We start from the raw sequence: 22,293 nt of genomic DNA, 5'->3' as shown, positions 1-22,293 counted from the left end.
AGAGAGAAACTCATGAAGGTAAATATCGATATTCGTGTCGCTCCCTACAGCGACGCGTGGGCCGGCTTTTGCGGAAATGACTGGCAGGAAAGCATTAATGTGCGGGATTTCATCCAGCAAAACTACACCCCGTACGAGGGCGATGAGCACTTTTTAGCGCCTGCCACGCCAGCCACCACAGCGCTGTGGCAGAAGGTAATGGAGGGGATTCGTCAGGAGAACGCCACCCACGCTCCCGTTGATTTCGACACCAACGTCGCGACCACCATTACCGCTCACGGGCCGGGCTATATTGAGAAAGAGCTGGAAACGATCGTCGGCCTGCAAACGGATCGTCCGCTGAAACGCGCCCTGCATCCGTATGGCGGGATCAACATGATCCGCAGCTCGTTTGAAGCCTACGGACGCGAGATGGACCCGCAGTTCGAGTATCTGTTCACCCATCTGCGTAAAACCCATAACCAGGGCGTGTTCGACGTCTATTCGCCGGAGATGATGCGTTGCCGTAAATCCGGCGTGCTCACCGGTCTGCCGGATGGATACGGGCGCGGACGTATTATTGGCGACTATCGCCGCGTGGCGCTGTACGGCATCAGCTATCTGGTGCGCGAACGTGAACTGCAGTTTGCCGATCTGCAGCCGAAAATGGAGCGCGGTGAAGGGCTGGAGGCGACCATTCGCCTGCGCGAGGAGTTGTCTGAGCACCGCCGCGCACTGCTGCAAATCCAGGAGATGGCGGCGAAGTACGGGTGTGATATCTCACGTCCAGCCATGAACGCTCAGGAAGCGGTGCAGTGGCTCTACTTTGCCTATCTGGCGGCGGTAAAATCGCAGAACGGCGGGGCGATGTCCCTGGGCCGCACTGCGACCTTCCTTGATATCTATATCGAACGTGACATGAAGGCCGGGCGCCTGAATGAGCAACAGGCTCAGGAGCTGATCGACCATTTCATCATGAAGATCCGCATGGTGCGCTTCCTGCGTACCCCGGAATTCGACACCCTCTTCTCGGGCGATCCGATCTGGGCCACGGAAGTGATCGGCGGGATGGGGCTGGATGGGCGTACGCTGGTCAGCAAATCCTCGTTCCGCTATCTGCACACGCTCAATACCATGGGGCCTGCTCCGGAGCCAAACCTGACAATTCTGTGGTCAGAACAGCTGCCGATTGCCTTCAAAAAATATGCCGCGCAGATGTCGATCGCCACCTCCTCGTTGCAGTACGAAAACGACGATCTGATGCGCGCCGATTTCGACAGTGATGACTACGCCATTGCCTGTTGCGTCAGCCCGATGGTGATTGGTAAGCAGATGCAGTTCTTTGGTGCGCGTGCCAACCTCGCCAAAACGCTGCTGTATGCAATCAACGGCGGGGTGGATGAGAAACTGAAAATCCAGGTCGGACCTAAAACCGAGCCGCTGCTGGATGACGTGCTGGATTACGACACCGTGATGGCGAGCCTTGACCACTTTATGGACTGGCTGGCGGTGCAGTACATCAGCGCCCTGAACCTTATCCACTTTATGCACGACAAATACAGCTATGAAGCTTCCCTGATGGCCCTGCACGACCGCGACGTGCATCGTACGATGGCCTGCGGGATCGCGGGCCTGTCGGTGGCAGCGGATTCCCTGGCGGCGATCAAGTACGCGACGGTGAAACCGGTGCGCGACCATACGGGCCTGGCCGTCGACTTCGTGATTGAAGGGGAGTATCCGCAGTACGGTAACAACGACGATCGTGTGGACAGCATCGCCTGCGATTTGGTTGAGCGTTTTATGAAGAAAATCCAGGCGCTGCCAACCTACCGCAACGCCGTGCCGACCCAGTCGATTCTGACCATTACCTCAAACGTGGTGTACGGCCAGAAAACGGGTAACACCCCGGACGGGCGTCGCGGCGGCACACCGTTTGCGCCGGGCGCGAACCCGATGCACGGACGCGATCGCAAAGGGGCGGTAGCGTCGTTAACGTCTGTTGCGAAATTGCCGTTCACCTACGCCAAGGACGGGATCTCTTACACCTTCTCGATTGTGCCGCAGGCGCTGGGCAAAGACGAAGGGGTACGTAAAACCAACCTTGTCGGCCTGCTGGACGGGTATTTCCACCACGAGGCGGCAATCGAAGGCGGGCAGCATCTGAACGTCAACGTCATGAACCGGGAAATGCTGATGGATGCCATTGAACACCCGGAGAATTATCCGAATCTGACGATCCGCGTTTCGGGCTATGCGGTGCGCTTTAACGCTCTGACGCGCGAGCAGCAGCAGGACGTTATTTCACGAACCTTTACCCAGGCCATTTAAGCCAACACCACTGACCACGCCCCCTTCGCTGAAGGGGGCTTTTTTTTGCCCGCTGCACATACAAATTTGTTTATATAATTGATCACACATCTTCATCCGGTCTTGAAAAACAATGCACCTGCTTTTCCCTCTCCCAATTTAAGGACAGTAAGATGATGAAAATGACCCGTATCGCTCTGCTCGCGCTTTCACTGGCGGGTGGTAGTTTTGCAGCGCAGGCGGCAAACGTTGAAGCCGCACCGTCCCCCTCACAAGATCCCCTTGTTCAGCATCTTAAGCTCAGCAACGATCAGGTGAAGAAAATTGAAGATCTGCATCAGAAACTGGAAGATAACGTCAGCAAAATCCCGATGACCGGCGTAAAAGATGGCGCGCTGGTGGATATGTTCCAGGCAGGAAAATGGGATGAAAGCGTGGTGAAAAACCAGCTCGCGGCCTTCAGCAAGGTGGAAGAGCAGGCGCGTTATTACCGCGTGAAATACTACTTCGATGTCAGCCAGGTGCTCACGCCGGAACAGCGTAAGCAGATCAAAACGGATATGGCGAACGCGCTGAGCGAATAATTCGATGCCCGCGTTTGTCGCGGGCGTTTATGAGAAAGGTGATGGTTTATTCTTTTGGACTGATTAAAAGAGCGTATTAATTCACCAGGATAACGCAAAAGAAATAACCAATATCACACCGGCAAATCAATCAGCAGCGCGCGCAGGGGAGTGTCGGCGACCAGCGTGATGTTCGTTTCATCGCGGATAAACGCGCCATCGCCGCAGGTGAGCGCTTCTTTCTCTTCCGTGTGCGTCAGAGCATGCACCGTGCCGTGGATGGATTGCAGGTAGGCACGCGGCCCGTGGAGCTGGAAGCTCGCCTGTTCACCTTTTTTCAGCTCGATATGGTGCAGCCACACCTGCTGGCGCAGTTGCAGACTGCCCTGACTGCCATCCGGGGACGCAATCAGCTGCTGCTTGTCGCCGCTCAGGTTGAGCTTTTGCACCAGCGGATTTTCCCGCTCCGGACAGGCGTCCAGCCACAGTTGCATACGCGTCAGCGTCTTGTCTTTGCTGAGATTATGTTCGCTGTAGCTAATGCTTGGCTGCGTTGATATCAGCAACGCTTCGCCCGCCTTCGCCTGGACATGGTTGCCCTCGCTATCGCGATATTCTGCTTCACCTTCCAGTATCAGATTCAGGATATCCACTTTCGGGTACGTGCGTGGCTGGAAGGAAGCGCCCGGTGCGAGAACTTCCTGATTCAGCACGCGCAGTGAGGCGTAACCGAGCAGTTTTGGGTCAAAGTAGTGTCCAAAGGAAAAGGTGTAGCGGGCCTGCAGCCAACCAAAATCGGCTTGTCCGCACTGTTTTGCTGTTCTTGTCGTAATCATAAAACTGACCTCTCTTTACACTAAAACAATGGTAAAGGTATGGACGCTTCATTGTTAGCCAGATATTCTGCCCGGTATGTTCAAATTTCCTGAATGAGAACGAGATGGCAAAAGAGAGAGCATTGACGCTTGAGGCGCTACGCGTCATGGACGCGATAGACCGGCGTGGCAGCTTTGCCGCTGCGGCAGACGAGCTGGGGCGGGTTCCGTCGGCCCTGAGTTACACCATGCAAAAGCTGGAAGAAGAGCTGGATGTAGTGCTTTTCGACCGCTCCGGTCACCGAACAAAATTCACCAATGTCGGGCGTATGCTGCTGGAGCGCGGACGCGTTCTGCTGGAGGCGGCCGACAAACTGACCACCGACGCCGAAGCGCTGGCACGCGGCTGGGAAACGCACCTGACGCTGGTCACTGAGGCGCTGGTGCCGACATCGGCCCTGTTCCCGCTGGTCGAGCGCCTGGCCGCCAAAGCCAATACGCAGCTCTCTGTCATTACCGAAGTGCTGGCGGGCGCGTGGGAGCGGCTGGAGACGGGCAGGGCGGACATTGTGATCGCCCCCGATATGCACTTTCGCTCCTCGTCTGAAATAAACTCCCGCAAACTCTACAGCGTGATGAACGTGTATGTGGCTGCACCGGATCACCCGATTCATCAGGAGCCGGAGCCACTATCCGAAGTGACGCGTGTGAAATATCGCGGCGTGGCGGTGGCGGATACCGCACGTGAACGCCCTGTGCTCACGGTGCAGCTGCTGGATAAACAGCCGCGTCTAACGGTGACCTCTCTGGAAGACAAGCGCCAGGCGCTGTTAGCGGGCCTCGGGGTGGCGACAATGCCTTATCCGTTTGTGGAAAAAGATATCGCCGAAGGGCGCTTGCGCGTGGTCAGCCCGGAATACACCAACGAGGTGGATATCATCATGGCATGGCGCCGTGACAGCATGGGCGAGGCCAAGTCCTGGTGCTTACGCGAAATCCCAAAACTGTTCGCGCATAATAAGTAGTGAATCGTGCAGGCCCGGATCGCGATGCGTCACCGGGCAATGCTCACGGCTGTAATTTTGGATCTGGCCCAAAGCGGTTTTCGCCCGCTGTACCGGCCTGGCAGTTAAAGGCCAGAATGATCAGCCAGCCAACGATCGGGATCAAAATCAGCAGCAGCCACCACGCCGAACGATCCGTGTCGTGTAGCCTGCGGAACAGTACCGCCAGCGACGGCAAAAAGACCAGGAGTGCGTAGATTGTGGTGAGAATGCCTTCGCCACCTGCGCGGTCCCACCCCAGAATTTTATCAACGATACCCAGCACCAGGGTGAGGATGAAGTTCACTAGAACGAACATCCAGTACTCTTTGCGACGAGCACGACCACTAAACCCAACGTAATTTCTCAGTACTTTTAGATACCAGTCCATTTGTATGCCTCGATATTCAGACAATCTCTTGTTTTTTAAGCGATCGAGGTAAGGATAGTCGCAGATAGTGAAATAAAAAAGGGCATCCATGGATGCCCTTAAAATTTAGCGAAAACGTGTATCGCGGCCGTGCGGTTCGTCCAGATCCTGCCACGGCCCGATGGAGATAATCCCCGTCGGGTTAATCGTTTTGTGGCTGCGATAGTAGTGGGTGCGGATGTGGTTAAAATCGACGGTTTCCGCGATGCCATCCATCTGGTAAATGTCCCGCAGAAAACCATACAGATTCAGATAGTCGCTGATGCGGTGTTTGTCGCATTTGAAGTGGGTGACGTACACCGGATCGAAACGCACCAGCGTGGTCCACAGGCGAATGTCGGCTTCTGTCAGGCGGTCGCCCGTCAGATAGCGATGCTGACCGAGAATTTGTTCCAGACGCGCCAGGGATTCAAACACCTTGCTGACCGCTTCGTCGTAGGCTTCCTGGCTGGTCGCGAAACCGGCCTTATAGACGCCGTTATTGACGTTGTCGTAGATCCAGCTGTTCAGTTCATCGATCTTATCGCGCAGCTCTGGCGGATAATAATCACCTGCCCGCGCACCGTGCGCATCAAACGCTGTATTAAACATGCGAATGATCTCGGCGGATTCATTGCTGACGATAGTCTGGTTTTTCTTATCCCACAAAACAGGGACAGTGACGCGTCCGGTGTAGTGCGGGTCTGCGCGCAGATAGAGCTGGTAGAGGAAATCGTGGTGGTAAAGGTCGTCGCCGGTGGCCGCCGGAAAATCCCTGTCGAAGGTCCAGCCGTTTTCCAGCATCAGTGGATTCACCACAGAAACCGGAATTAACGCGTCCAGTCCTTTGAGTTTGCGCACGATAAGCGTTCTGTGCGCCCACGGACAGGCGAGGGAAACATACAGATGATAGCGATCTTTCTCCGCCGCAAAGCCGCCTTCACCGCTAGGGCCGGGGGCGCCATCGGCGGTGAGCCAGTTACGGAAGGCCGAAACAGAGCGCTTGAAGCGTCCTCCAGTGGATTTGGTGTCATACCAGATATCCTGCCAGACGCCGTCGACTAATTGTCCCATTGATTCCTCCGTCTTTATTCCGTCTTCAAATAGCAAAAGCGAGGAGATATCTCCTCGCTTTTTTATTGAGTATAGCGTGCTTACCACTTCTTATTCAGAACACGGTCGATGCTGAATGCGCCAGGACCGGTGATAGCCAGCAGCAGGAAACCGCCTGCGATGGTCAGGTTTTTCATGAACATCAGGGAGTTCATGCCTTCCGCAAAGTTGCTGTGGAAGATGAACGCGGTCAGCAGGGTGAAGCCTGCGGTGAACAGCGCCGTGGTACGCGTCAGGAAGCCGAACAGAACCGCCAGCCCGCCGCCAAACTCAAGCAGAATGGTCAGTGGCAACAGGAACCCTGGGACGCCCATGGCTTCCATGTACTGTTGCGTACCGGCATAACCGGTGATTTTGCCCCAGCCCGCAGTGATAAACAGAATTGGCATCAGAATGCGTGCAACCAGTAAACCAACATCTTCTAATTTTTTCATTTTACTCTCCAGAAAACCACTTACGCGGCTGACGATTTTTTGTGTGCAAATCCGGGTAGATACCGCGTGCTTGCTGTCGATGGAGAGGATAATAAACGTGACGAATGACAATTGTTAGCAAGGAAAACTGTCAATCTTCTTCAAAGATATTGAGTGAGAGTTGCGAATGAAGGGAAGAGGGGAAATAGAAGCCGGGTAAGACGGAATCGCCACCCGGCATAAAGAGCAGTGGTGTCAGGAACGTAACTGCTGCTGACGTAGCGTTGATTTGACCAGACGCCATGCACTCCAGGCGCCAAAGCCACGTCTGGCCCAGCGGACCAGCATACTGGGGTGACGAACGGACCAGACGGCCATCACGCTACTGCCTACCAGCACCCAGGAGCGCAAGCTCAGCAACGTGTTCCAGCCATGATCGTACGAACGGGTCACTTCCAGCCAGTCGCGACGACAGGCAGTCAGATCCAGCCGTTGCTGCTGGATCTGGCTTAGCAGATACGCTTTGCGCTTGCGACGCTCTGTTGTGCTACTCACGGCTTGTCATCCTCCAGCAGTGCGCGATCGTTGGCCAGCTCCTGACGGGTATGACGCAGCAGCGTAGAACTGCGCGCTTTATGCATCGTCCAGATCCCGCCAATCAGTGCGGCCACCAACAGCACAACCGTTGTGGCGATCATCGCGTTGAGGCGATACTGCGGATCGATCGCCCAGATGATTAACACCATCAGGCTCATCAGCCCAAATGCGGCGAAGAGCATGGTGAGCCCCAGCATCAGCAGCATCTGGAAGAGATTCGCTTTCTCCTCTTCCAGCTCCACCACTGCCAGTCGAACTCGCGTTTCGGCAATACCCACCAGCGTCGTCAAAATACGCTGGCCGATGCCGAGGACGTTTTTAGCCGGCCCTTGTGCGTGACGTGGATCGTCCATGATTAACGACGCGTCAGCAGAACGCCCAGAACCACGCCCACCGCGGCGCCGATACCTACGCCGGTCCATGGGTTATCGCGCACATACTCGTCAGCCTTCGCAGCGGCTTCACGAGTCTGTTTAGCCAGCGCATCACCGGTTTCACCCAGGCGATGACGGCTCTCTTTCAGCGCGCTTTCCGCTTTAGAGCGCAGCTTGCTCAGCTCTTCTTTGGATTTGTCCGTTGAAGAGTTCAGTACCTCTTCCAGGGTATCCGCCAGGGATTTCAACTCAGCGCGCAGATGTTCTGAAGTAGTATCTTTAGACATGATTTTCTCCTGTTGAGATTTCCGTTAACTCAATAATCGCGAGCTTCCAGGGCTTTCAGTTCTTCCTCGGCCTCTTTCAGCTTATCTTCACGCTTAGCAATCTTCTCCGCATCCCCTTTCTCTTTCGCTTCTTTCAGGTCTTGACGGCGTTCAGCAATCTCGTCCTTCTGTTCAGCGATTTTCTTTTGGTGATCGGCACGCAGCTTGCTATCCGAGCAGTTGGCTTTCACTTCGCTCAGCGCTTTTTTCAGACCGTCGATACGGTGCTGGTTGTTATGCTTTTCGGCATAACTGATTTCGCGCTGGATGTCCTTTTCTTTCTCCTGACAGAGAGTGTTCGCAAAGGACGCGGTGCTCAAAGACAAAAGGGCCAAAGCCAGAGTGATGCGGTATTTCATTGTAGAAACCTTCCATTGTGTTACGGCAGTCCGAAGAGTATGCCGCGTTTCCAGTGTCATGCGGAGAACATCTGAGGGGTGCTCCGCGTACTTAAGCATAGTAAGTAAACGGGGTTATCACCAAAGTGAGTGAAAAGATTCAGAATCCTGGTAATTATCCAAACCGGTGCGAGGTGTCTCGCAGGCGCGTTAACCACAATGCAGTCTGACTCTCATCGTCCTGCAGTGCAACGATATAACCCCGCGGCAGGGAGCGGTCGAGCACCTCTTTCGCGGCGGCGCTTTGAGCGCTGGAGTCAAACTTAATCAGCAAAACGTCGTCCTGCGGCGTAATGCTTTTAAAACGAATTCCGTTGGCATCAAGGTGGTGCCAGACAGAAAAACCGTCCGGCACACTGGCACCCTGGTTCATCGGGCGAATGGCCAGCGTCGATTCCTGATGCTGAACCGCCGTCCAGATAAGCACCATCGCGCTGAGGATCATCAGCGCGATCAGGGCGTAGGACAACCGGCGCAGGGAATGCGGCGAGATGACCATATTAATCCCTGGCCCCGTATTTTTTCTTCAGCAGCACGTATACCGAACCGAGCAGACCAAAGACCAGCAGCACCACCGGCAGCAGCATCAGGCAGGACATCAGCTGATCTTCATATTTCAGGAACACCGGCGTTTTGCCCAGCAGGTAGCCGAGGGTCGTCAGAATCAGCACCCACAGCAGGCCGCTCATCCAGTTGAAGAACTGGAAACGAGTGCTGCTCAGGCCAGAAAGCCCCGCGATGGTTGGCAACAGGGTACGGACGAAAGCGATGAAGCGCGCAATCAGCAGCGCGGAGAGGCCATGCTTGTGGAACAGATGGTGTGCGCGCTGGTGATAGTGGGCCGGAAGATGAGATAGCCAGTTCTGAACGATCCGCGTATTACCAAGCCAGCGTCCCTGAATGTAGCTCAGCCAGCAGCCAAGGCTGGCAGCGATAGTGAGCAGTAACACCGTCTGCGGAAATGCCATGGCCCCTTTAGCGCATAACACGCCGACCAGCACCAGAAGGCTATCACCCGGCAGAAAGGCGGCAGGAAGCAGTCCGTTCTCAAGGAACAGAATCATAAACAAGACGAAATAGAGCATGCCTATCATGGACGGATTGGCCAGGGTTTCGAAATCCTGAGCCCATAAGGCGTTCAGTAATTGGGTCAAAAGTTCCATTCAGTGTTCCTGGAAATCGGTTAACGTCTCGCCTGTTATTCGGGGTAAACAGCTCAGCGACATCGTTTATGATTTCATTATGGTCGCTCGCGGACACATTGTGGTGGCCAGAACTGATCCCTGTTTAATGGCTAGGTAAGCAAGCACTAACTAAAAAATGCAATTTGCATCCAATTGTAACAAAGCCCAACGTAATACGTCACAGATTTTGCGATCGGCCGGGGAAATGATTTTGGCCTATGGAGAGGAAGTGACGCGAGGGTATTTACACAGGCTGACACTATATATGTTTACTGACTCACAGCGAGCCGGAAGGCGCAACGGTGCGCCTGCCAGCGTTAAGGGGAACTATTTTGCCTGACTGGTTGCGGTATCGAGATGAACCACCGGATTATCGGCAAAAAGATAGCGGTCGGCGTTAAATTCAAAGTCGTCGCTGGTTTCGTTGAACAGCATCAGCTTGGTGTTTTCCAGATGCTGCCACATCGCCAGTTTCGCCGCATGCGGGTCTTTACGAATCAGCGCTTTAAGGATCTGATCGTGATCGTCGCACCAGTTGTCGACGGTACGGGAATCAATGTGATCGTGTAATTTCTTCCAGTACGGGTTGTGAACGCGCTGAGTCCACATTTTTTCGACGATTGCAGCGAGGGCGGTATTTTGCGTCGCCAGCGCCACCTGAACGTGGAATTGCAGGTCCCATTCGGAATCACGGAAACATTTTTCTTTGCGCGCTTGGTCCTGGATTTCCATCAGTTTCATGATGTCCTGCTTGGTCACCTGGGTCGCGGCAAATTCCGCAATGTTGCTTTCGATCAGCTGACGGGCCTGGAGCAGTTCAAACGGACCGTAGCTGGCGAACTCCAGACTTTCATCCGGCACCGGGGAGTGTTTTGGCAGATTGGAAATCACATGAATGCCGGAGCCTTTGCGCACCTCAACGTAGCCTTCTACCTCGAGCATGATGATCGCTTCACGCACCACGGTCCGGCTGACGCTCTTTTCATCAGCAATAAAGCGTTCGGCTGGCAGTTTATCACCGACGAGATAGACACCTTGCTCGATGCGATCTTTCAGCTCGGCAGCAAGTTGCTGATACAAACGACGTGATTCGGTGATTTCCATATGCGCTCCAGGCAGGGTACGGCAGATGATTTGTTATACCACTTTTGCGAGCCAGTCTCCAGATTTCCCCATGAAAAAGCCGCCCGGAGGCGGCTTTAGTTGATCTCAGATCAAACCCTAACTTTGTTCGGCGGGCCCACCCACCGAGCTATTGAGTAGCTCCTCGGCAGACTGGTTCTTCAGCACCGTCCAGATCACCACTGCACCCATCAGGTCGAAGATAGCCAGCACGGCGAACAGCGGGCTGAAGCCGATGGTGTCAGCCAGTGCACCGACCACCAGAGCAAACAGGGTGCTCGCAGTCCAGGCTGCCATGCCGGTCAGGCCGTTGGCGGTCGCCACTTCGTTACGTCCAAAGACGTCAGAAGAGAGGGTAATCAGTGCGCCAGACAGAGACTGGTGCGCAAAACCACCGATACACAGCAGGCCAATTGCCACGTATGGGCTGGTGAACAAGCCGATCATACCTGGGCCAATCATCAGCAGTGCGCCCATGGTCACCACCATTTTGCGGGACACGATCAGGTTCACGCCGAACCAACGCTGGAACAGCGGTGGCAGGTAGCCGCCGACGATACAGCCGAGGTCAGCAAACAGCATTGGCATCCAGGCGAACATCGCGATTTCTTTCAGGTTAAAGCCGTAGACTTTAAACATGAACAGCGGGATCCAGGCGTTAAATGTGCCCCAGGCCGGTTCTGCCAGGAAGCGCGGCAGGGCGATACCCCAGAACTGACGGGTACCCAGAATCTGCCAGACGGACATTTTTTTACCGTTGTTGGTCTGGTGATGGGATTCCTGACCACCAATGATGTAGTCGCGTTCCTCGTCAGACAGTTTCTTCTGATCGCGCGGGTGTTTGTAGAAGATCAGCCACGCCATCGCCCAGGCAAAGCTCAGCACACCGGAGATAATGAACGCTAACTGCCAGCTGTGCATCACAATCGCCCACACGACCAGCGGCGGAGCAATCATCGCACCGATAGAGGAACCGACGTTGAAGTAGCCTACAGCGATAGAACGCTCTTTTGCCGGGAACCACTCAGAGCTGGCTTTCAGACCCGCAGGGATCATTGCCGCTTCTGCCGCACCGACCGCACCACGCGCCAGTGCCAGTCCACCCCAGCTGCCTGCCAGCGCTGTTGCGCCGCAGAAGATAGCCCAGGTCACGGCGAAGAAGGCGTAGCCCACTTTGGTACCGAGGATATCGAGAAGGTAGCCCGCAACTGGCTGCATGATGGTATAAGCCGCGGAGTAGGCCGCGATAATGTAGGAATACTGCTGTGTGGAGATGTGCAGCTCTTCCATTAGCGTTGGCGCAGCCGCCGCTATGGTGTTACGCGTCAGGTAACCCAGCACGGTGCCGAGCGTCACCAGTGCAATCATGTACCAACGTAACCCTTTAATTTTACGCATGTAAAACCTCATCGTTATAGTATTGCCGCGCCGGGGCACGGTACATCTCGACCGTTGCCGGGAGCTGTCTTGTAACGGGAGGGCGTAACCGGGAGTGACTCCCGGAACGGCCCGAACCTTGCCAGTTGTAATCGTGCATAAGTCGGTATCCGTACCGCTAATTCCGATGATTTCACACCGGTAATGCATTCCGTCGGCTTATATGTTGCGACGGCAAAAAGATAACTTGTCATACAACTTTAAAAGGTGAGTGACATCACAAAAGTGTGAATCTTTGTAGGGTCATTATTCACCCCACACAAAGCCAGGAGTGGCGCGGGTTACGACGGGGTTTGCTCCTTTAGGGGTAATTTATTTGTCGACGTTTATTGATCTAACTCACGAAAAAAACATCGGTCTCTGGAAATTGGTGTGATAACTTTGCAGCATCTGAACATAAGCAATAGCTTTCTGACGCTCTCGTTATAGAGGAAGACGATAATGACGCCGTTTATGACCGAAGATTTCCTGTTAGATACCGAATTTGCCCGCCGTCTGTACCACGACTACGCAAAAGATCAGCCGATTTTCGACTACCACTGCCATTTACCGCCGCAGCAGGTTGCCGAAAATTACCGTTTCAAAAACCTGTATGACATCTGGCTGAAGGGTGACCACTACAAATGGCGCGCGATGCGCACCAACGGCGTGGCCGAGCGCCTGTGTACCGGCGACGCGTCTGACCGCGAGAAGTTTGACGCCTGGGCTGCAACCGTGCCGCACACTATCGGCAACCCTCTCTACCACTGGACCCATCTGGAATTGCGTCGTCCGTTCGGTATCACCGGCAAACTGCTTTCGCCTTCTACTGCTGACGAGATCTGGAACCAGTGCAACGAGCTGCTGGCGCAGGATAAATTCTCCGCGCGCGGCATCATGAAGCAGATGAACGTGAAAATGGTCGGTACCACTGACGATCCGATCGATACACTGGAACACCACGCGGTTGTCGCCAAAGACACCTCTTTTGATGTCAAAGTGCTGCCTAGCTGGCGCCCGGATAAAGCGTTCAACATTGAGCAGGCGACCTTTGGCGACTACATGGCGAAGCTTGCCGAAGTTGCTGACACCGATATCCGTCGTTTCACCGATCTGCAAACGGCGCTCACCAAACGTCTGGACCACTTTGCGGCTCACGGCTGTAAAGTTTCTGACCATGCGCTCGATGTAGTGCTGTTTGCGGAAGCGAATGAATCCGAGCTGGACAGTATCCTGGCGCGCCGTCTGGCGGGTGAGTCCCTGAACGAACACGAAGTGGCTCAGTTCAAAACGGCCGTGCTGGTCTTCCTCGGCGCGGAATACGCGCGTCGCGGCTGGGTGCAGCAGTACCACATCGGTGCACTGCGCAACAACAACCAGCGCCAGTTCAAACTGCTGGGTGCAGACGTGGGCTTTGACTCCATCAACGACCGTCCGATGGCGGAAGAGCTGTCAAAACTGCTGAGCAAACAGAACGAACAAAACCTGCTGCCAAAAACCATTCTTTACTGCCTGAACCCGCGCGACAACGAAGTGCTGGGCACCATGATTGGTAACTTCCAGGGCGAAGGGATGCCAGGCAAGATGCAGTTTGGTTCCGGCTGGTGGTTCAACGATCAGAAAGACGGCATGGAACGTCAGATGACGCAGCTGGCGCAGCTGGGCCTGTTGAGCCGTTTCGTGGGGATGCTGACCGACAGCCGTAGTTTCCTCTCTTATACCCGCCATGAATATTTCCGCCGCATTCTGTGCCAGATGATTGGCCGCTGGGTAGCTGCGGGTGAAGCGCCAGCCGATATCCAACTGCTGGGCGAAATGGTGAAAAACATCTGCTTTAACAATGCGCGCGACTACTTCGCCATTGAACTGAACTAAGGCCGTTTGAGGTTGATATGCAATACATCAAGATCCATTCGCTGGATAACGTTGCCGTAGCGCTGGCGGATCTGACCGAAGGCGCGGAAGTTACCGTGGAAAACCAGACCATCACCCTGCGTCAGGCGATTGTTCGCGGGCATAAATTTGCCGTGTTCCCCATCGCGAAAGGCGAGAATGTGGTGAAGTATGGTTTGCCGATCGGTCATGCGCTGGCGGATATTGCGCCGGGTGAACATATTCATTCCCACAATACCCGCACCAATCTCAGCGATCTGGACGAGTACAGCTATCAACCTGATTTTCAGGCTGAAGAAGGGCAGGGGGAGGATCGCGATGTTCAGATCTACCGCCGGGCCAGCGGAGAAGTCGGGATCCGCAACGAATTGTGGATCCTGCCAACCGTCGGCTGCGTAAATGGGATTGCGCGTCAAATTCAGAATCGTTTTCTGAAAGAGACCAACAATGCCGAAGGCACCGACGGCGTGTTCCTGTTCAGCCACACCTACGGCTGCTCGCAGCTGGGCGACGACCACATTAACACCCGCACCATGCTGCAAAACATGGTGCGCCACCCGAATGCGGGTGCGGTGCTGGTGATTGGCCTTGGATGTGAAAACAACCAGGTCGATGCCTTCCGTGAAACGCTGGGGGATTTCGATCCTGAGCGCGTGCACTTTATGGTGTGCCAGCATCAGGATGACGAAGTGGAGGCGGGTCTCGAACAGCTGCATCAGCTGTATGAGGTGATGCGTCACGACACGCGCGAGCCGGGCAAACTGAGCGAGCTGAAGTTCGGTCTGGAGTGCGGCGGTTCCGATGGTCTGTCGGGCATCACCGCCAACCCGATGCTGGGCCGCTTCTCGGATTACATGATCACCAACGGTGGGACCACCGTGCTGACCGAAGTGCCGGAAATGTTCGGCGCGGAACGCATTCTGATGAGCCACTGCCGCGACGAAGCGACGTTTGAAAAAACCGTCACCATGGTGAACGACTTCAAACAGTATTTCATCGCGCACAATCAGCCGATTTACGAAAACCCATCACCGGGCAACAAAGCGGGCGGCATTACCACGCTCGAGGAGAAATCCCTCGGCTGTACGCAAAAAGCCGGTGCCAGCCAGGTTGTGGACGTGCTGCGCTATGGTGAACGCCTGAAAACGCACGGTCTGAATCTGCTCAGCGCGCCGGGGAACGACGCCGTCGCGACCAGTGCGCTTGCGGGCGCGGGCTGTCATATGGTGCTGTTCAGCACCGGACGCGGCACGCCGTACGGCGGTTTTGTGCCAACGGTGAAAATTGCCACCAACAGCGAGCTGGCGGCGAAGAAAAAGCACTGGATCGATTTTGACGCCGGGCAGCTGATTCACGGTAAAGCCATGCCGCAGCTGCTGAATGAGTTTATCGACACCATCGTGGAGTTTGCCAACGGCAAGCAGACCTGCAATGAGCGTAACGATTTCCGCGAGCTGGCGATTTTCAAAAGCGGCGTAACGCTGTAAGTCCATTAGCGTTAGCATAAGAAACGGCGCTTTCACTCTGAGGCGCCGTTTGTTTTTGTCTGAACAGGAAATTTTCATGACCACGTATTGGCTTGCCCAGGGCGTTGGGGTCATCGCCTTTCTGGTGGGAATCACCACCTTCATCAACCGCGACGAGCGGAAATTCAAAAAACAGCTTTCGGTCTACAGCGCCATTATCGGCGTGCATTTCTTTTTGATGGGTGCGTTTCCGGCCGGATCGAGCGCAATGCTCAATGCGGTACGAACGCTCATCACTCTGCGCACGCGCAGCCTGTGGGTTATGGCGATATTTATCGTCCTGACCGCCGGACTGGGGCTGGCGAAATTCCATCACCCCATCGAACTGCTGCCGGTGGCCGGCACGCTGGTGAGCACCTGGGCGCTGTTTCGCTGTAAAGGCCTGACCATGCGCTGCGTCATCTGGTGTTCCACCTGCTGTTGGGTGATCCACAATTTCTGGCTGGGCTCGATTGGCGGAACATTGATTGAGGGGAGTTTTCTGCTGATGAACGGTCTGAACATTATCCGCTTCTGGCGGATGCAGCGGCGGGGAATCGATCCGTTTAAAGTGGAAAAAGCGGTGCAGGAAGAGAGCCCCTCCGTCCGCTGACGGAAGGGCGAGGGCGCACTTACTGCGCCTGTTGTTTCTTATCGTTCTGGTGGTTAACCCAGGCGTTAATGATCAGCGTCAGCGCCAGAATACCAAATACCACGCCCAGCGAGACGGCGATCGGGATATGGTAGAAATCGACGATCAGCATCTTGATACCGATAAACACCAGGATGATCGACAGCCCGTATTTCAGCATCGAGAAGCGCTCCGCCACACCGGCCAGCAGGAAGTACATCGCACGCAGACCGAGGATCGCAAACAGGTTAGACGTCAACACGATGAACGGGTCGGTGGTCACCGCGAAGATAGCCGGAATACTGTCGACCGCGAAGATCACGTCGCTCAGTTCAACCAGAATCAGCACCAGCAGTAGCGGCGTGGCAAACAGCAGGCCGTTCTTACGCACGAAGAAGTGCTCGTTGTCGATGGTGTCGGTCATGCGCAGATGCCCACGGATCCATTTCACCAGCGGCTTCTCGCCAATCCCCGTTTCATCCTCTTTCGCCAGCGCCATTTTCACACCAGTGAAGAGCAGGAACGCGCCGAAGACATACAGCAGCCATTCGAACTGCGTAATCAGCCAGCTACCGGCAAAGATCATCACCGTACGCAGAATAATTGCGCCCAGCACGCCGTAGACCAGCACGCGACGCTGCAACGCAGCAGGCACCGCAAAATAGCTGAACAGCATCAGCCAGACAAAGACGTTATCAACGGCGAGGGCTTTTTCTATCAGATAGCCCGTGAGGAAGGCCAGCGCCTGCGGGTCGGCCACCGCGCGGCCTTCCGTTGACGCCAGATACCACCAGAACGCGGCGCAGAACAGCAGAGAGAGCGTTACCCACACCAGCGACCAGGCCGCGGCCTGTTTCATGGTCATGCCATGTGCGCCGCGACGGCCCTGTAAAAAAAGGTCGATCGCCAGCATGATGACCACCACGACTGCGAAACCGCCCCATAACATTGGAGTGCCGACAGAGTGCATAGAGATTTTTCCTTCCATAAAAACAAAAACGGCCAACGTCAGAAGACGATAGCCGTTGCGTTATTTATGCAGGGACCTCGCCTTCCGGCAAGGTCTCACTTACAACCAAAAAGAACACATCTCGTGACTCTTTTTCGTTGCCCGGCGACCGGATGCGGTATTGCACGCATCGTAATGACGACCCACCGGCAATGAAGTTACTCCCCTTTGCAGGTAACAAAATATGTCAGGACACGGTTTTCGTCAATGCCCTTAACGATTCTATTACACAGCTTTACGCGAGCGCTGTCGTGCTCACATCATCCGCAGGGAACACCACGCCGGTTTGACGGCGGATTTCGGTCTGCAGTTTCGCCGTCGTGCGGCTCACGGCAAGCCCTGGGTGGTTCACTTCATTGGTCTCTACCAGACGTGCGAACACCTCTGCCTCATACAGCATAGTGTTAATATGCTGAGGTTGCGTCAGCTCCTGCGCCTTACCGCCACGCGGGATAAAGCTGACTTTCTGACACTCCGAGATCTTCTCAACCACCAGTGCGCCATTTTCGCCCTGAATCTCGCTAGGCAGCACAGAATCACTGACTTTGGAGTGCTGGAGCGTGACGCTGAAATCGCCGTAATCCAGCACCACGACGCCATGAGCATCGACACCGCTGTCGAGCAGGCTGGCGGTCGCGATCACGCCGTGCGGCTCGCCCCACAGGGCCACCGCAGAGGCCAGACAGTAAAAGCCAATATCCATAATCGAGCCGTTCGAGAAGGTCGGATTAAAGGTATTAGGGTTTTCGCCGTCCAGATAGCGCTGGTAGCGCGAGGAGTACTGGCAGTAATTGATAAAGGCTTTGCGCACTTTGCCAAGCTTCGGCAATGATTGCTGCAACAGCAGGAAGTTAGGCAGGCTGGCGGTTTTAAACGCTTCGAACAGCACCACCTGGTTTTCCCGCGCCAGTTGAATGGCAGCTTCCACTTCCTGAATATTGGACGCCAGTGGCTTCTCGCAAATCACATGTTTCTTGTGGGCGAGGAGCTGCAGCGTTTGCGGGGAGTGAAGCGAATTCGGGCTGGCGATATACACCGCGTCAATGGCATCGCTCTGCGCCATCTCCTCAAGGGAGGTAAACAGATGCTCGACAGGGTAATCGTTAGCAAAAGTCTGCGCCTGTTCAAGGCTGCGGGAATAGACGGCGGTGAGTTTGAATTTGCCGGTTTCATGGGCGGCGTCGACGAACTGACGCGTGATCCAGTTCGTGCCTATAACTGCGAAACGTATCATAAACGTTCACGTACTCCGTAACGGGGAACCTTTTGTCACTTTAGCACGCACACATGACAAAACCAGTGCGTTAACCCTCATTACTCTTTAACGATAAATGCGTAAGCCACAGGCGCGTATCAAACTCCAGCTGGTGGTATTGCGGTTCCATGTGGCAGCACAAGGCGTAGAAGGCTTTGTCGTGCTCTTTTTCTTTCAGATGCGCCAGCTCATGCACCACGATCATCCGCAAAAAAGCCTCCGGCGCATTGCGAAACACGGTGGCGACGCGGATTTCCGCTTTGGCCTTCAGCTTTCCGCCCTGTACGCGGGACACGGCGGTGTGCAAACCCAGCGCGTTTTTCAGCACGTGGATCTTGTTGTCATACATCACTTTATTGATGGGCGGGGCGTTACGCAGAAACTGACTTTTCAGATCCTGGGTGTACTGCCAAAGCGCTTTATCCGTCGCGAAGCTGTGTGTTCCTGGATAACGTTTTTCAAGAACGCTGCCCAGGCGCTGTTCGGCAATTAAGGTGCGGACCTGGGAAAGTAAATTCTCCGGATAGCCCTGGAGATAACTAAGATTGCTCATCAACGCTCCACCTGAATAATAAAAAGGGTATACTCACGCACCCTTTTCAGGGATAACGCCAAATTTTACCACTCAGGAGGGCCGATGAGCCACTTAGACAACGGTTTCCGTTCACTCAATCTTAAACGTTTCCCGGAAACGGACGACGTTAACCCGCTTCAGGCGTGGGAAGCGGCGGATGAATATCTGCTGCAACAGTTGGATGACACTGAAATTGTCGGCCCGGTTCTGATCCTGAATGACACCTTTGGTGCGCTGGGTTGCGCGCTGGCCGAACACACGCCTTACAGCATCGGCGATTCCTATTTGAGCGAGCTTGCGACACGTGAAAACCTGCGTCACAACGAGATTGCGGAATCGAGCGTTAAATTCCTCGACAGCACGGCGGAGTACCCGCAAGCACCGGGCGTTGTGCTGATCAAGATCCCTAAAACGTTGGCGCTGCTGGAGCAGCAGCTGCGCGCGCTGCGTCATGTGGTGACACCGGAAACGCGGATTATTGCGGGCGCCAAAGCGCGTGATATTCACAACTCGACTCTTGAGCTGTTCGAAAAAGTGCTGGGTCCTACCACCACGACGCTGGCGTGGAAAAAAGCCCGTCTGATTAACTGCACATTCAGCAATCCTGAGCTGAAAGACGCGCCAGAAACCCTGAGCTGGAAGCTGGAAGGAACCAACTGGACCATTCACAACCATGCGAACGTCTTCTCGCGCACGGGGCTGGATATCGGCGCGCGCTTCTTCCTGGAACATCTGCCGGACAATCTGGAAGGCGAAATCGTCGATCTCGGCTGTGGTAACGGCGTTGTCGGCCTGACCCTGCTTGAGAAAAACCCGGAAGCCAGCGTTATCTTCACCGATGAATCGCCAATGGCCGTGGCCTCAAGCCGCCTGAATGTTGAAACCAACATGCCGGAAGCGTTGGATCGCTGCGAGTTTATGATCAACAACGCGCTGTCGGGCGTAGAGCCATTCCGCTTTAACGCAGTGGTGTGCAACCCGCCGTTCCACCAGAAACATGCCCTGACGGATAACGTGGCCTGGGAAATGTTCCACCACGCGCGTCGCTGCCTGAAAATTAACGGTGAGCTGTACATCGTGGCGAACCGCCACCTCGACTACTTCCACAAGCTGAAGAAGATCTTCGGTAACTGCTCTACGGTCGCCACCAATAACAAATTTGTGGTGCTGAAGGCCGTGAAACTGGGGCGTCGTCGCTAAGCTGGCTCTGCTGCGACGGTTATGCCCGGTAGCGCTATGTTTACCGGGCGTACATGACCTAGATTTCCAGCGCCAGACGGGTTCCCTGCGCAATCGCGCGCCGGGCGTCCAGCTCCATCGCCACATCGCACCCGCCAATCAAATGCACCGTTTTCCCGGCCTCGCGCAGCGGATCGGCCAGATCGCGTTTCGGCTCCTGCCCGGCACATAAAATCACATGATCCACGCGTAGCACCTGCGGTTCACCGGCAAGGGTGATATGCAGCCCTTCATCGTCGATCTTCTGATAACTCACCGCCGGGATCATCTTCACGCCGCGAGAAAGCAGCGTCGCGCGATGGATCCAGCCGGTGGTTTTCCCCAGCCCATCGCCCGGTTTGCTGGCTTTACGCTGGAGCATCACAATCTGGCGCGGGCTTTTCGGCAGCTGTGGCCCTTCCGGGCGCAGGCCGCCGGACTGTTTCAGGCTGGTGTCGATACCCCATTCCACGCAAAACTCGGCGATGTTCTGGCTGGTCGCTTCGCCCGGCTGGCTTAAATACATGGCCGTATCAAAGCCGATGCCGCCGCAGCCGATAATTGCCACCCGTTCGCCGACCGGAACTTTGTCGCGCAGCACGTCGAGATAACTCAACACTTTTGGATGATCGACTCCTTCGATCGCGGGTGTGCGTGGGGCGATCCCGCTGGCGAGGATCACTTCGTCATACGCCGCCAGATCTTCCGCGCGGACAAACTGATTGAGCCGCAGATCCACGCCTGTCAGGGCGATCATTCGGCGGTAATAGCGCAGGGTTTCGTAAAACTCCTCTTTGCCGGGGATCTGTTTGGCGATATTAAACTGCCCGCCGATCTCCGCCAGCGCGTCAAACAGCGTCACCGAATGGCCGCGCGACGCGGCATTTACCGCGAATGCCAGTCCCGCAGGGCCTGCGCCGACCACGGCCAGTCGTTTGGTTTTCACCGCAGGCACAATCGGCATTTTGGTTTCATGACAGGCGCGCGGATTGACGAGGCATGAGGTGACTTTACCGACAAAGATCTGATCCAGGCACGCCTGGTTACAGCCAATACAGGTATTGATCTCGTCCGCGCGGCCGCTCTGCGCTTTGGAAAGCAGCTCGGCATCGGCGAGGAACGGACGCGCCATCGACACCATATCCGCATCGCCTTTTGCCAGCACATCATCTGCAACCTGCGGATCGTTAATGCGGTTGGTGGTGACCAGCGGGATCGACACTTTGCCTTTCAGCTTGCGCGTTACCCAGCTAAACGCTGCGCGCGGGACCGGCGTGGCAATCGTAGGGATACGCGCCTCGTGCCAGCCGATGCCGGTATTGATGATGGTCGCGCCAGCCGCTTCAATGGCCAGCGCCAACTGGAGGGTCTCCTCGAACGTGCCACCGCCTTCGACCAGATCGAGCATCGACAGGCGAAACACGATAATAAAATCAGCCCCGGCGCGCTCGCGCACGGCGCGCACCACTTCCACGGCAAACCGCATCCGACGCGGATAATCGCCGCCCCATTCATCGTCGCGCTGGTTCGTGCGGGCGGCCAAAAACTCGTTAATCAGATAGCCTTCGGAGCCCATGATCTCTACGCCGTCGTAGCCTGCTTCACGCGCCAGCGCGGCGCAGCGGGCGAAGTCATCGATCAAGGCGAGGATCTCTTCGTGGGTGAGGGCGTGCGGCTTAAAGCGATTAATCGGCGCCTGTATGGCGGAAGGGGCCACCAGATGCGGCTGATAGCTGTAGCGCCCGGTGTGCAGGATCTGCAGGGCGATTTTACCGCCCTCTTTGTGCACCGCATCGGTGACAAGCCGGTGATGGGGCAGCTGGCTGGCATCGTTCAACACCGCACCGCCTTCCATGCCAACACCCGAGGGGGCAGGGGCGACGCCGCCGGTGACAATCAGCGCCACGCCGTGACGCGCACGTTCGGCGTAAAACGCTGCCAGACGCTCTGCGCCGTCAGGATGCTCCTCCAGACCGGTATGCATAGAGCCCATCAACACGCGGTTTTTGAGCGTAGTAAACCCCAGATCGAGGGGGGCAAAAAGCGACGGATAGCGGCTCATAATCTCTTCCAGTGTAAAATTATTGTTATGTGGTCGGATGAGTTACTAATTTAGCCACTCGCGGGCAAAAGAGGAAAAGAGGCGTGT

23 protein-coding genes are annotated in these 22,293 nt (G+C 55.5%); 7 read left to right on the top strand and 16 right to left on the bottom strand.

What is annotated here, in order from left to right:
- Positions 1 to 12: 12 nt before the first annotated feature.
- Together pflB and ETG88_RS10300 are read left to right on the top strand one after the other, a co-directional pair.
- Positions 13 to 2,307: a formate C-acetyltransferase gene (pflB, locus tag ETG88_RS10305; protein WP_129035358.1), complete on the top strand. Its 2,295-nt coding sequence runs from the start codon at positions 13 to 15 to the stop codon at positions 2,305 to 2,307.
- Between the two features lie 152 nt (positions 2,308 to 2,459).
- Positions 2,460 to 2,870, top strand: coding sequence for a Spy/CpxP family protein refolding chaperone (locus tag ETG88_RS10300; protein WP_100778800.1), 411 nt, complete (start codon positions 2,460 to 2,462; stop codon positions 2,868 to 2,870).
- Between the two features lie 113 nt (positions 2,871 to 2,983).
- Here the strand turns inward: ETG88_RS10300 and ETG88_RS10295 are convergent, their stop codons facing one another.
- A complete protein-coding gene (locus tag ETG88_RS10295) occupies positions 2,984 to 3,685 on the bottom strand; it encodes a pirin family protein (RefSeq protein WP_129035357.1) in 702 nt (233 codons plus the stop codon).
- A gap of 104 nt (positions 3,686 to 3,789) precedes the next feature.
- On the opposite strand from ETG88_RS10295, the gene ETG88_RS10285 reads away from it, so the two are divergent.
- A complete protein-coding gene (locus ETG88_RS10285; protein WP_100778803.1) occupies positions 3,790 to 4,689 on the top strand; it encodes a LysR family transcriptional regulator in 900 nt (299 codons plus the stop codon).
- Positions 4,690 to 4,732: 43 nt separating this feature from the next.
- Here the strand turns inward: ETG88_RS10285 and ETG88_RS10280 are convergent, their stop codons facing one another.
- From ETG88_RS10280 to ETG88_RS10230, 11 genes are all read right to left on the bottom strand, one after another.
- Positions 4,733 to 5,098, bottom strand: coding sequence for a DUF805 domain-containing protein (locus ETG88_RS10280; protein ID WP_102104846.1), 366 nt, complete (start codon positions 5,096 to 5,098; stop codon positions 4,733 to 4,735).
- A gap of 105 nt (positions 5,099 to 5,203) precedes the next feature.
- Positions 5,204 to 6,190, bottom strand: coding sequence for a glutathione S-transferase family protein (locus ETG88_RS10275; protein ID WP_129035356.1), 987 nt, complete (start codon positions 6,188 to 6,190; stop codon positions 5,204 to 5,206).
- 80 nt (positions 6,191 to 6,270) lie between these two features.
- On the bottom strand, positions 6,271 to 6,663 hold the full coding sequence (locus ETG88_RS10270; protein ID WP_184957379.1) for a DoxX family protein: 393 nt from the start codon (positions 6,661 to 6,663) through the stop codon (positions 6,271 to 6,273).
- A 234-nt stretch (positions 6,664 to 6,897) separates the two neighbouring features.
- Complete coding sequence (locus tag ETG88_RS10265; RefSeq protein WP_100778806.1) at positions 6,898 to 7,197, bottom strand: YqjK-like family protein; 300 nt, start codon at positions 7,195 to 7,197, stop codon at positions 6,898 to 6,900.
- Positions 7,194 to 7,592 carry a phage holin family protein gene (locus ETG88_RS10260; protein WP_100778807.1) on the bottom strand — a complete coding sequence of 133 codons (399 nt, stop codon included), beginning with the start codon at positions 7,590 to 7,592 and terminating at the stop codon, positions 7,194 to 7,196. The genes ETG88_RS10265 and ETG88_RS10260 overlap by 4 nt, the downstream gene beginning before the upstream one ends.
- A 2-nt stretch (positions 7,593 to 7,594) precedes the next feature.
- Positions 7,595 to 7,900 carry an ElaB/YgaM/YqjD family protein gene (locus ETG88_RS10255; RefSeq protein WP_100778808.1) on the bottom strand — a complete coding sequence of 102 codons (306 nt, stop codon included), beginning with the start codon at positions 7,898 to 7,900 and terminating at the stop codon, positions 7,595 to 7,597.
- A gap of 29 nt (positions 7,901 to 7,929) precedes the next feature.
- A complete protein-coding gene (locus tag ETG88_RS10250; RefSeq protein ID WP_100778809.1) occupies positions 7,930 to 8,298 on the bottom strand; it encodes a DUF1090 domain-containing protein in 369 nt (122 codons plus the stop codon).
- Between the two features lie 154 nt (positions 8,299 to 8,452).
- The gene (mzrA, locus tag ETG88_RS10245) at positions 8,453 to 8,836 is read right to left on the bottom strand and encodes an EnvZ/OmpR regulon moderator MzrA (RefSeq protein ID WP_100778810.1); all 384 of its coding nucleotides are present in this window, start codon (positions 8,834 to 8,836) and stop codon (positions 8,453 to 8,455) included.
- A gap of 1 nt (position 8,837) precedes the next feature.
- Positions 8,838 to 9,500, bottom strand: coding sequence for a DedA family general envelope maintenance protein YqjA (gene yqjA, locus ETG88_RS10240; RefSeq protein WP_100778811.1), 663 nt, complete (start codon positions 9,498 to 9,500; stop codon positions 8,838 to 8,840).
- A gap of 348 nt (positions 9,501 to 9,848) precedes the next feature.
- Positions 9,849 to 10,625 carry a transcriptional regulator ExuR gene (gene exuR / locus ETG88_RS10235; protein WP_100778812.1) on the bottom strand — a complete coding sequence of 259 codons (777 nt, stop codon included), beginning with the start codon at positions 10,623 to 10,625 and terminating at the stop codon, positions 9,849 to 9,851.
- Positions 10,626 to 10,742: 117 nt separating this feature from the next.
- Positions 10,743 to 12,041: an MFS transporter gene (locus ETG88_RS10230; protein ID WP_100778813.1), complete on the bottom strand. Its 1,299-nt coding sequence runs from the start codon at positions 12,039 to 12,041 to the stop codon at positions 10,743 to 10,745.
- A 480-nt stretch (positions 12,042 to 12,521) separates the two neighbouring features.
- On the opposite strand from ETG88_RS10230, the gene uxaC reads away from it, so the two are divergent.
- The 3 genes from uxaC to ETG88_RS10215 all read left to right on the top strand — a co-directional run bounded on the left by uxaC (position 12,522) and on the right by ETG88_RS10215 (position 16,070).
- Positions 12,522 to 13,934 carry a glucuronate isomerase gene (uxaC, locus tag ETG88_RS10225; protein WP_129035355.1) on the top strand — a complete coding sequence of 471 codons (1,413 nt, stop codon included), beginning with the start codon at positions 12,522 to 12,524 and terminating at the stop codon, positions 13,932 to 13,934.
- A 17-nt stretch (positions 13,935 to 13,951) separates the two neighbouring features.
- The gene (locus ETG88_RS10220) at positions 13,952 to 15,439 is read left to right on the top strand and encodes a UxaA family hydrolase (protein ID WP_100778815.1); all 1,488 of its coding nucleotides are present in this window, start codon (positions 13,952 to 13,954) and stop codon (positions 15,437 to 15,439) included.
- A gap of 76 nt (positions 15,440 to 15,515) precedes the next feature.
- The gene (locus ETG88_RS10215; RefSeq protein ID WP_102104842.1) at positions 15,516 to 16,070 is read left to right on the top strand and encodes a YgjV family protein; all 555 of its coding nucleotides are present in this window, start codon (positions 15,516 to 15,518) and stop codon (positions 16,068 to 16,070) included.
- Positions 16,071 to 16,089: 19 nt separating this feature from the next.
- Here ETG88_RS10215 and ETG88_RS10210 read toward each other — a convergent pair whose 3' ends face one another.
- The 3 genes from ETG88_RS10210 to ETG88_RS10200 all read right to left on the bottom strand — a co-directional run bounded on the left by ETG88_RS10210 (position 16,090) and on the right by ETG88_RS10200 (position 18,905).
- A complete protein-coding gene (locus tag ETG88_RS10210; RefSeq protein ID WP_100778817.1) occupies positions 16,090 to 17,058 on the bottom strand; it encodes a TerC family protein in 969 nt (322 codons plus the stop codon).
- 274 nt (positions 17,059 to 17,332) lie between these two features.
- Complete coding sequence (locus ETG88_RS10205; RefSeq protein ID WP_129035354.1) at positions 17,333 to 18,331, bottom strand: Gfo/Idh/MocA family protein; 999 nt, start codon at positions 18,329 to 18,331, stop codon at positions 17,333 to 17,335.
- A gap of 70 nt (positions 18,332 to 18,401) precedes the next feature.
- Entirely contained in the window at positions 18,402 to 18,905 is a 504-nt protein-coding gene (locus ETG88_RS10200) for a M48 metallopeptidase family protein (RefSeq protein WP_107702789.1), read from the bottom strand.
- Between the two features lie 84 nt (positions 18,906 to 18,989).
- Between ETG88_RS10200 and rlmG the strand changes: the two genes are divergently transcribed.
- The gene (gene rlmG, locus ETG88_RS10195; RefSeq protein ID WP_107702790.1) at positions 18,990 to 20,126 is read left to right on the top strand and encodes a 23S rRNA (guanine(1835)-N(2))-methyltransferase RlmG; all 1,137 of its coding nucleotides are present in this window, start codon (positions 18,990 to 18,992) and stop codon (positions 20,124 to 20,126) included.
- A 58-nt stretch (positions 20,127 to 20,184) separates the two neighbouring features.
- On the opposite strand, the gene ETG88_RS10190 is transcribed toward rlmG, so the two are convergent.
- Positions 20,185 to 22,206, bottom strand: coding sequence for an NADPH-dependent 2,4-dienoyl-CoA reductase (locus ETG88_RS10190; RefSeq protein WP_129035353.1), 2,022 nt, complete (start codon positions 22,204 to 22,206; stop codon positions 20,185 to 20,187).
- Positions 22,207 to 22,293 lie beyond the last annotated feature (87 nt).

It is taken from the genome of Lelliottia nimipressuralis (assembly GCF_004115925.1).
Classification (GTDB): domain Bacteria; phylum Pseudomonadota; class Gammaproteobacteria; order Enterobacterales; family Enterobacteriaceae; genus Enterobacter; species Enterobacter nimipressuralis.
This window is presented reverse-complemented; position numbering and strand designations above follow the sequence as displayed.

Excerpts from the sequence above, each read along its gene's own strand:
- pflB (WP_129035358.1), top strand. The coding sequence starts at position 13 with ATGAAGGTAAATATCGATATTCGTGTCGCTCCCTACAGCGACGCGTGG.
- ETG88_RS10300 (WP_100778800.1), top strand. The coding sequence starts at position 2,460 with ATGATGAAAATGACCCGTATCGCTCTGCTCGCGCTTTCACTGGCGGGT.
- ETG88_RS10295 (WP_129035357.1), bottom strand. The coding sequence starts at position 3,685 with ATGATTACGACAAGAACAGCAAAACAGTGCGGACAAGCCGATTTTGGT.
- ETG88_RS10285 (WP_100778803.1), top strand. The coding sequence starts at position 3,790 with ATGGCAAAAGAGAGAGCATTGACGCTTGAGGCGCTACGCGTCATGGAC.
- ETG88_RS10280 (WP_102104846.1), bottom strand. The coding sequence starts at position 5,098 with ATGGACTGGTATCTAAAAGTACTGAGAAATTACGTTGGGTTTAGTGGT.
- ETG88_RS10275 (WP_129035356.1), bottom strand. The coding sequence starts at position 6,190 with ATGGGACAATTAGTCGACGGCGTCTGGCAGGATATCTGGTATGACACC.
- ETG88_RS10270 (WP_184957379.1), bottom strand. The coding sequence starts at position 6,663 with ATGAAAAAATTAGAAGATGTTGGTTTACTGGTTGCACGCATTCTGATG.
- ETG88_RS10260 (WP_100778807.1), bottom strand. The coding sequence starts at position 7,592 with ATGGACGATCCACGTCACGCACAAGGGCCGGCTAAAAACGTCCTCGGC.
- ETG88_RS10255 (WP_100778808.1), bottom strand. The coding sequence starts at position 7,900 with ATGTCTAAAGATACTACTTCAGAACATCTGCGCGCTGAGTTGAAATCC.
- ETG88_RS10250 (WP_100778809.1), bottom strand. The coding sequence starts at position 8,298 with ATGAAATACCGCATCACTCTGGCTTTGGCCCTTTTGTCTTTGAGCACC.
- mzrA (WP_100778810.1), bottom strand. The coding sequence starts at position 8,836 with ATGGTCATCTCGCCGCATTCCCTGCGCCGGTTGTCCTACGCCCTGATC.
- yqjA (WP_100778811.1), bottom strand. The coding sequence starts at position 9,500 with ATGGAACTTTTGACCCAATTACTGAACGCCTTATGGGCTCAGGATTTC.
- exuR (WP_100778812.1), bottom strand. The coding sequence starts at position 10,625 with ATGGAAATCACCGAATCACGTCGTTTGTATCAGCAACTTGCTGCCGAG.
- ETG88_RS10230 (WP_100778813.1), bottom strand. The coding sequence starts at position 12,041 with ATGCGTAAAATTAAAGGGTTACGTTGGTACATGATTGCACTGGTGACG.
- uxaC (WP_129035355.1), top strand. The coding sequence starts at position 12,522 with ATGACGCCGTTTATGACCGAAGATTTCCTGTTAGATACCGAATTTGCC.
- ETG88_RS10220 (WP_100778815.1), top strand. The coding sequence starts at position 13,952 with ATGCAATACATCAAGATCCATTCGCTGGATAACGTTGCCGTAGCGCTG.
- ETG88_RS10215 (WP_102104842.1), top strand. The coding sequence starts at position 15,516 with ATGACCACGTATTGGCTTGCCCAGGGCGTTGGGGTCATCGCCTTTCTG.
- ETG88_RS10210 (WP_100778817.1), bottom strand. The coding sequence starts at position 17,058 with ATGCACTCTGTCGGCACTCCAATGTTATGGGGCGGTTTCGCAGTCGTG.
- ETG88_RS10205 (WP_129035354.1), bottom strand. The coding sequence starts at position 18,331 with ATGATACGTTTCGCAGTTATAGGCACGAACTGGATCACGCGTCAGTTC.
- ETG88_RS10200 (WP_107702789.1), bottom strand. The coding sequence starts at position 18,905 with ATGAGCAATCTTAGTTATCTCCAGGGCTATCCGGAGAATTTACTTTCC.
- rlmG (WP_107702790.1), top strand. The coding sequence starts at position 18,990 with ATGAGCCACTTAGACAACGGTTTCCGTTCACTCAATCTTAAACGTTTC.
- ETG88_RS10190 (WP_129035353.1), bottom strand. The coding sequence starts at position 22,206 with ATGAGCCGCTATCCGTCGCTTTTTGCCCCCCTCGATCTGGGGTTTACT.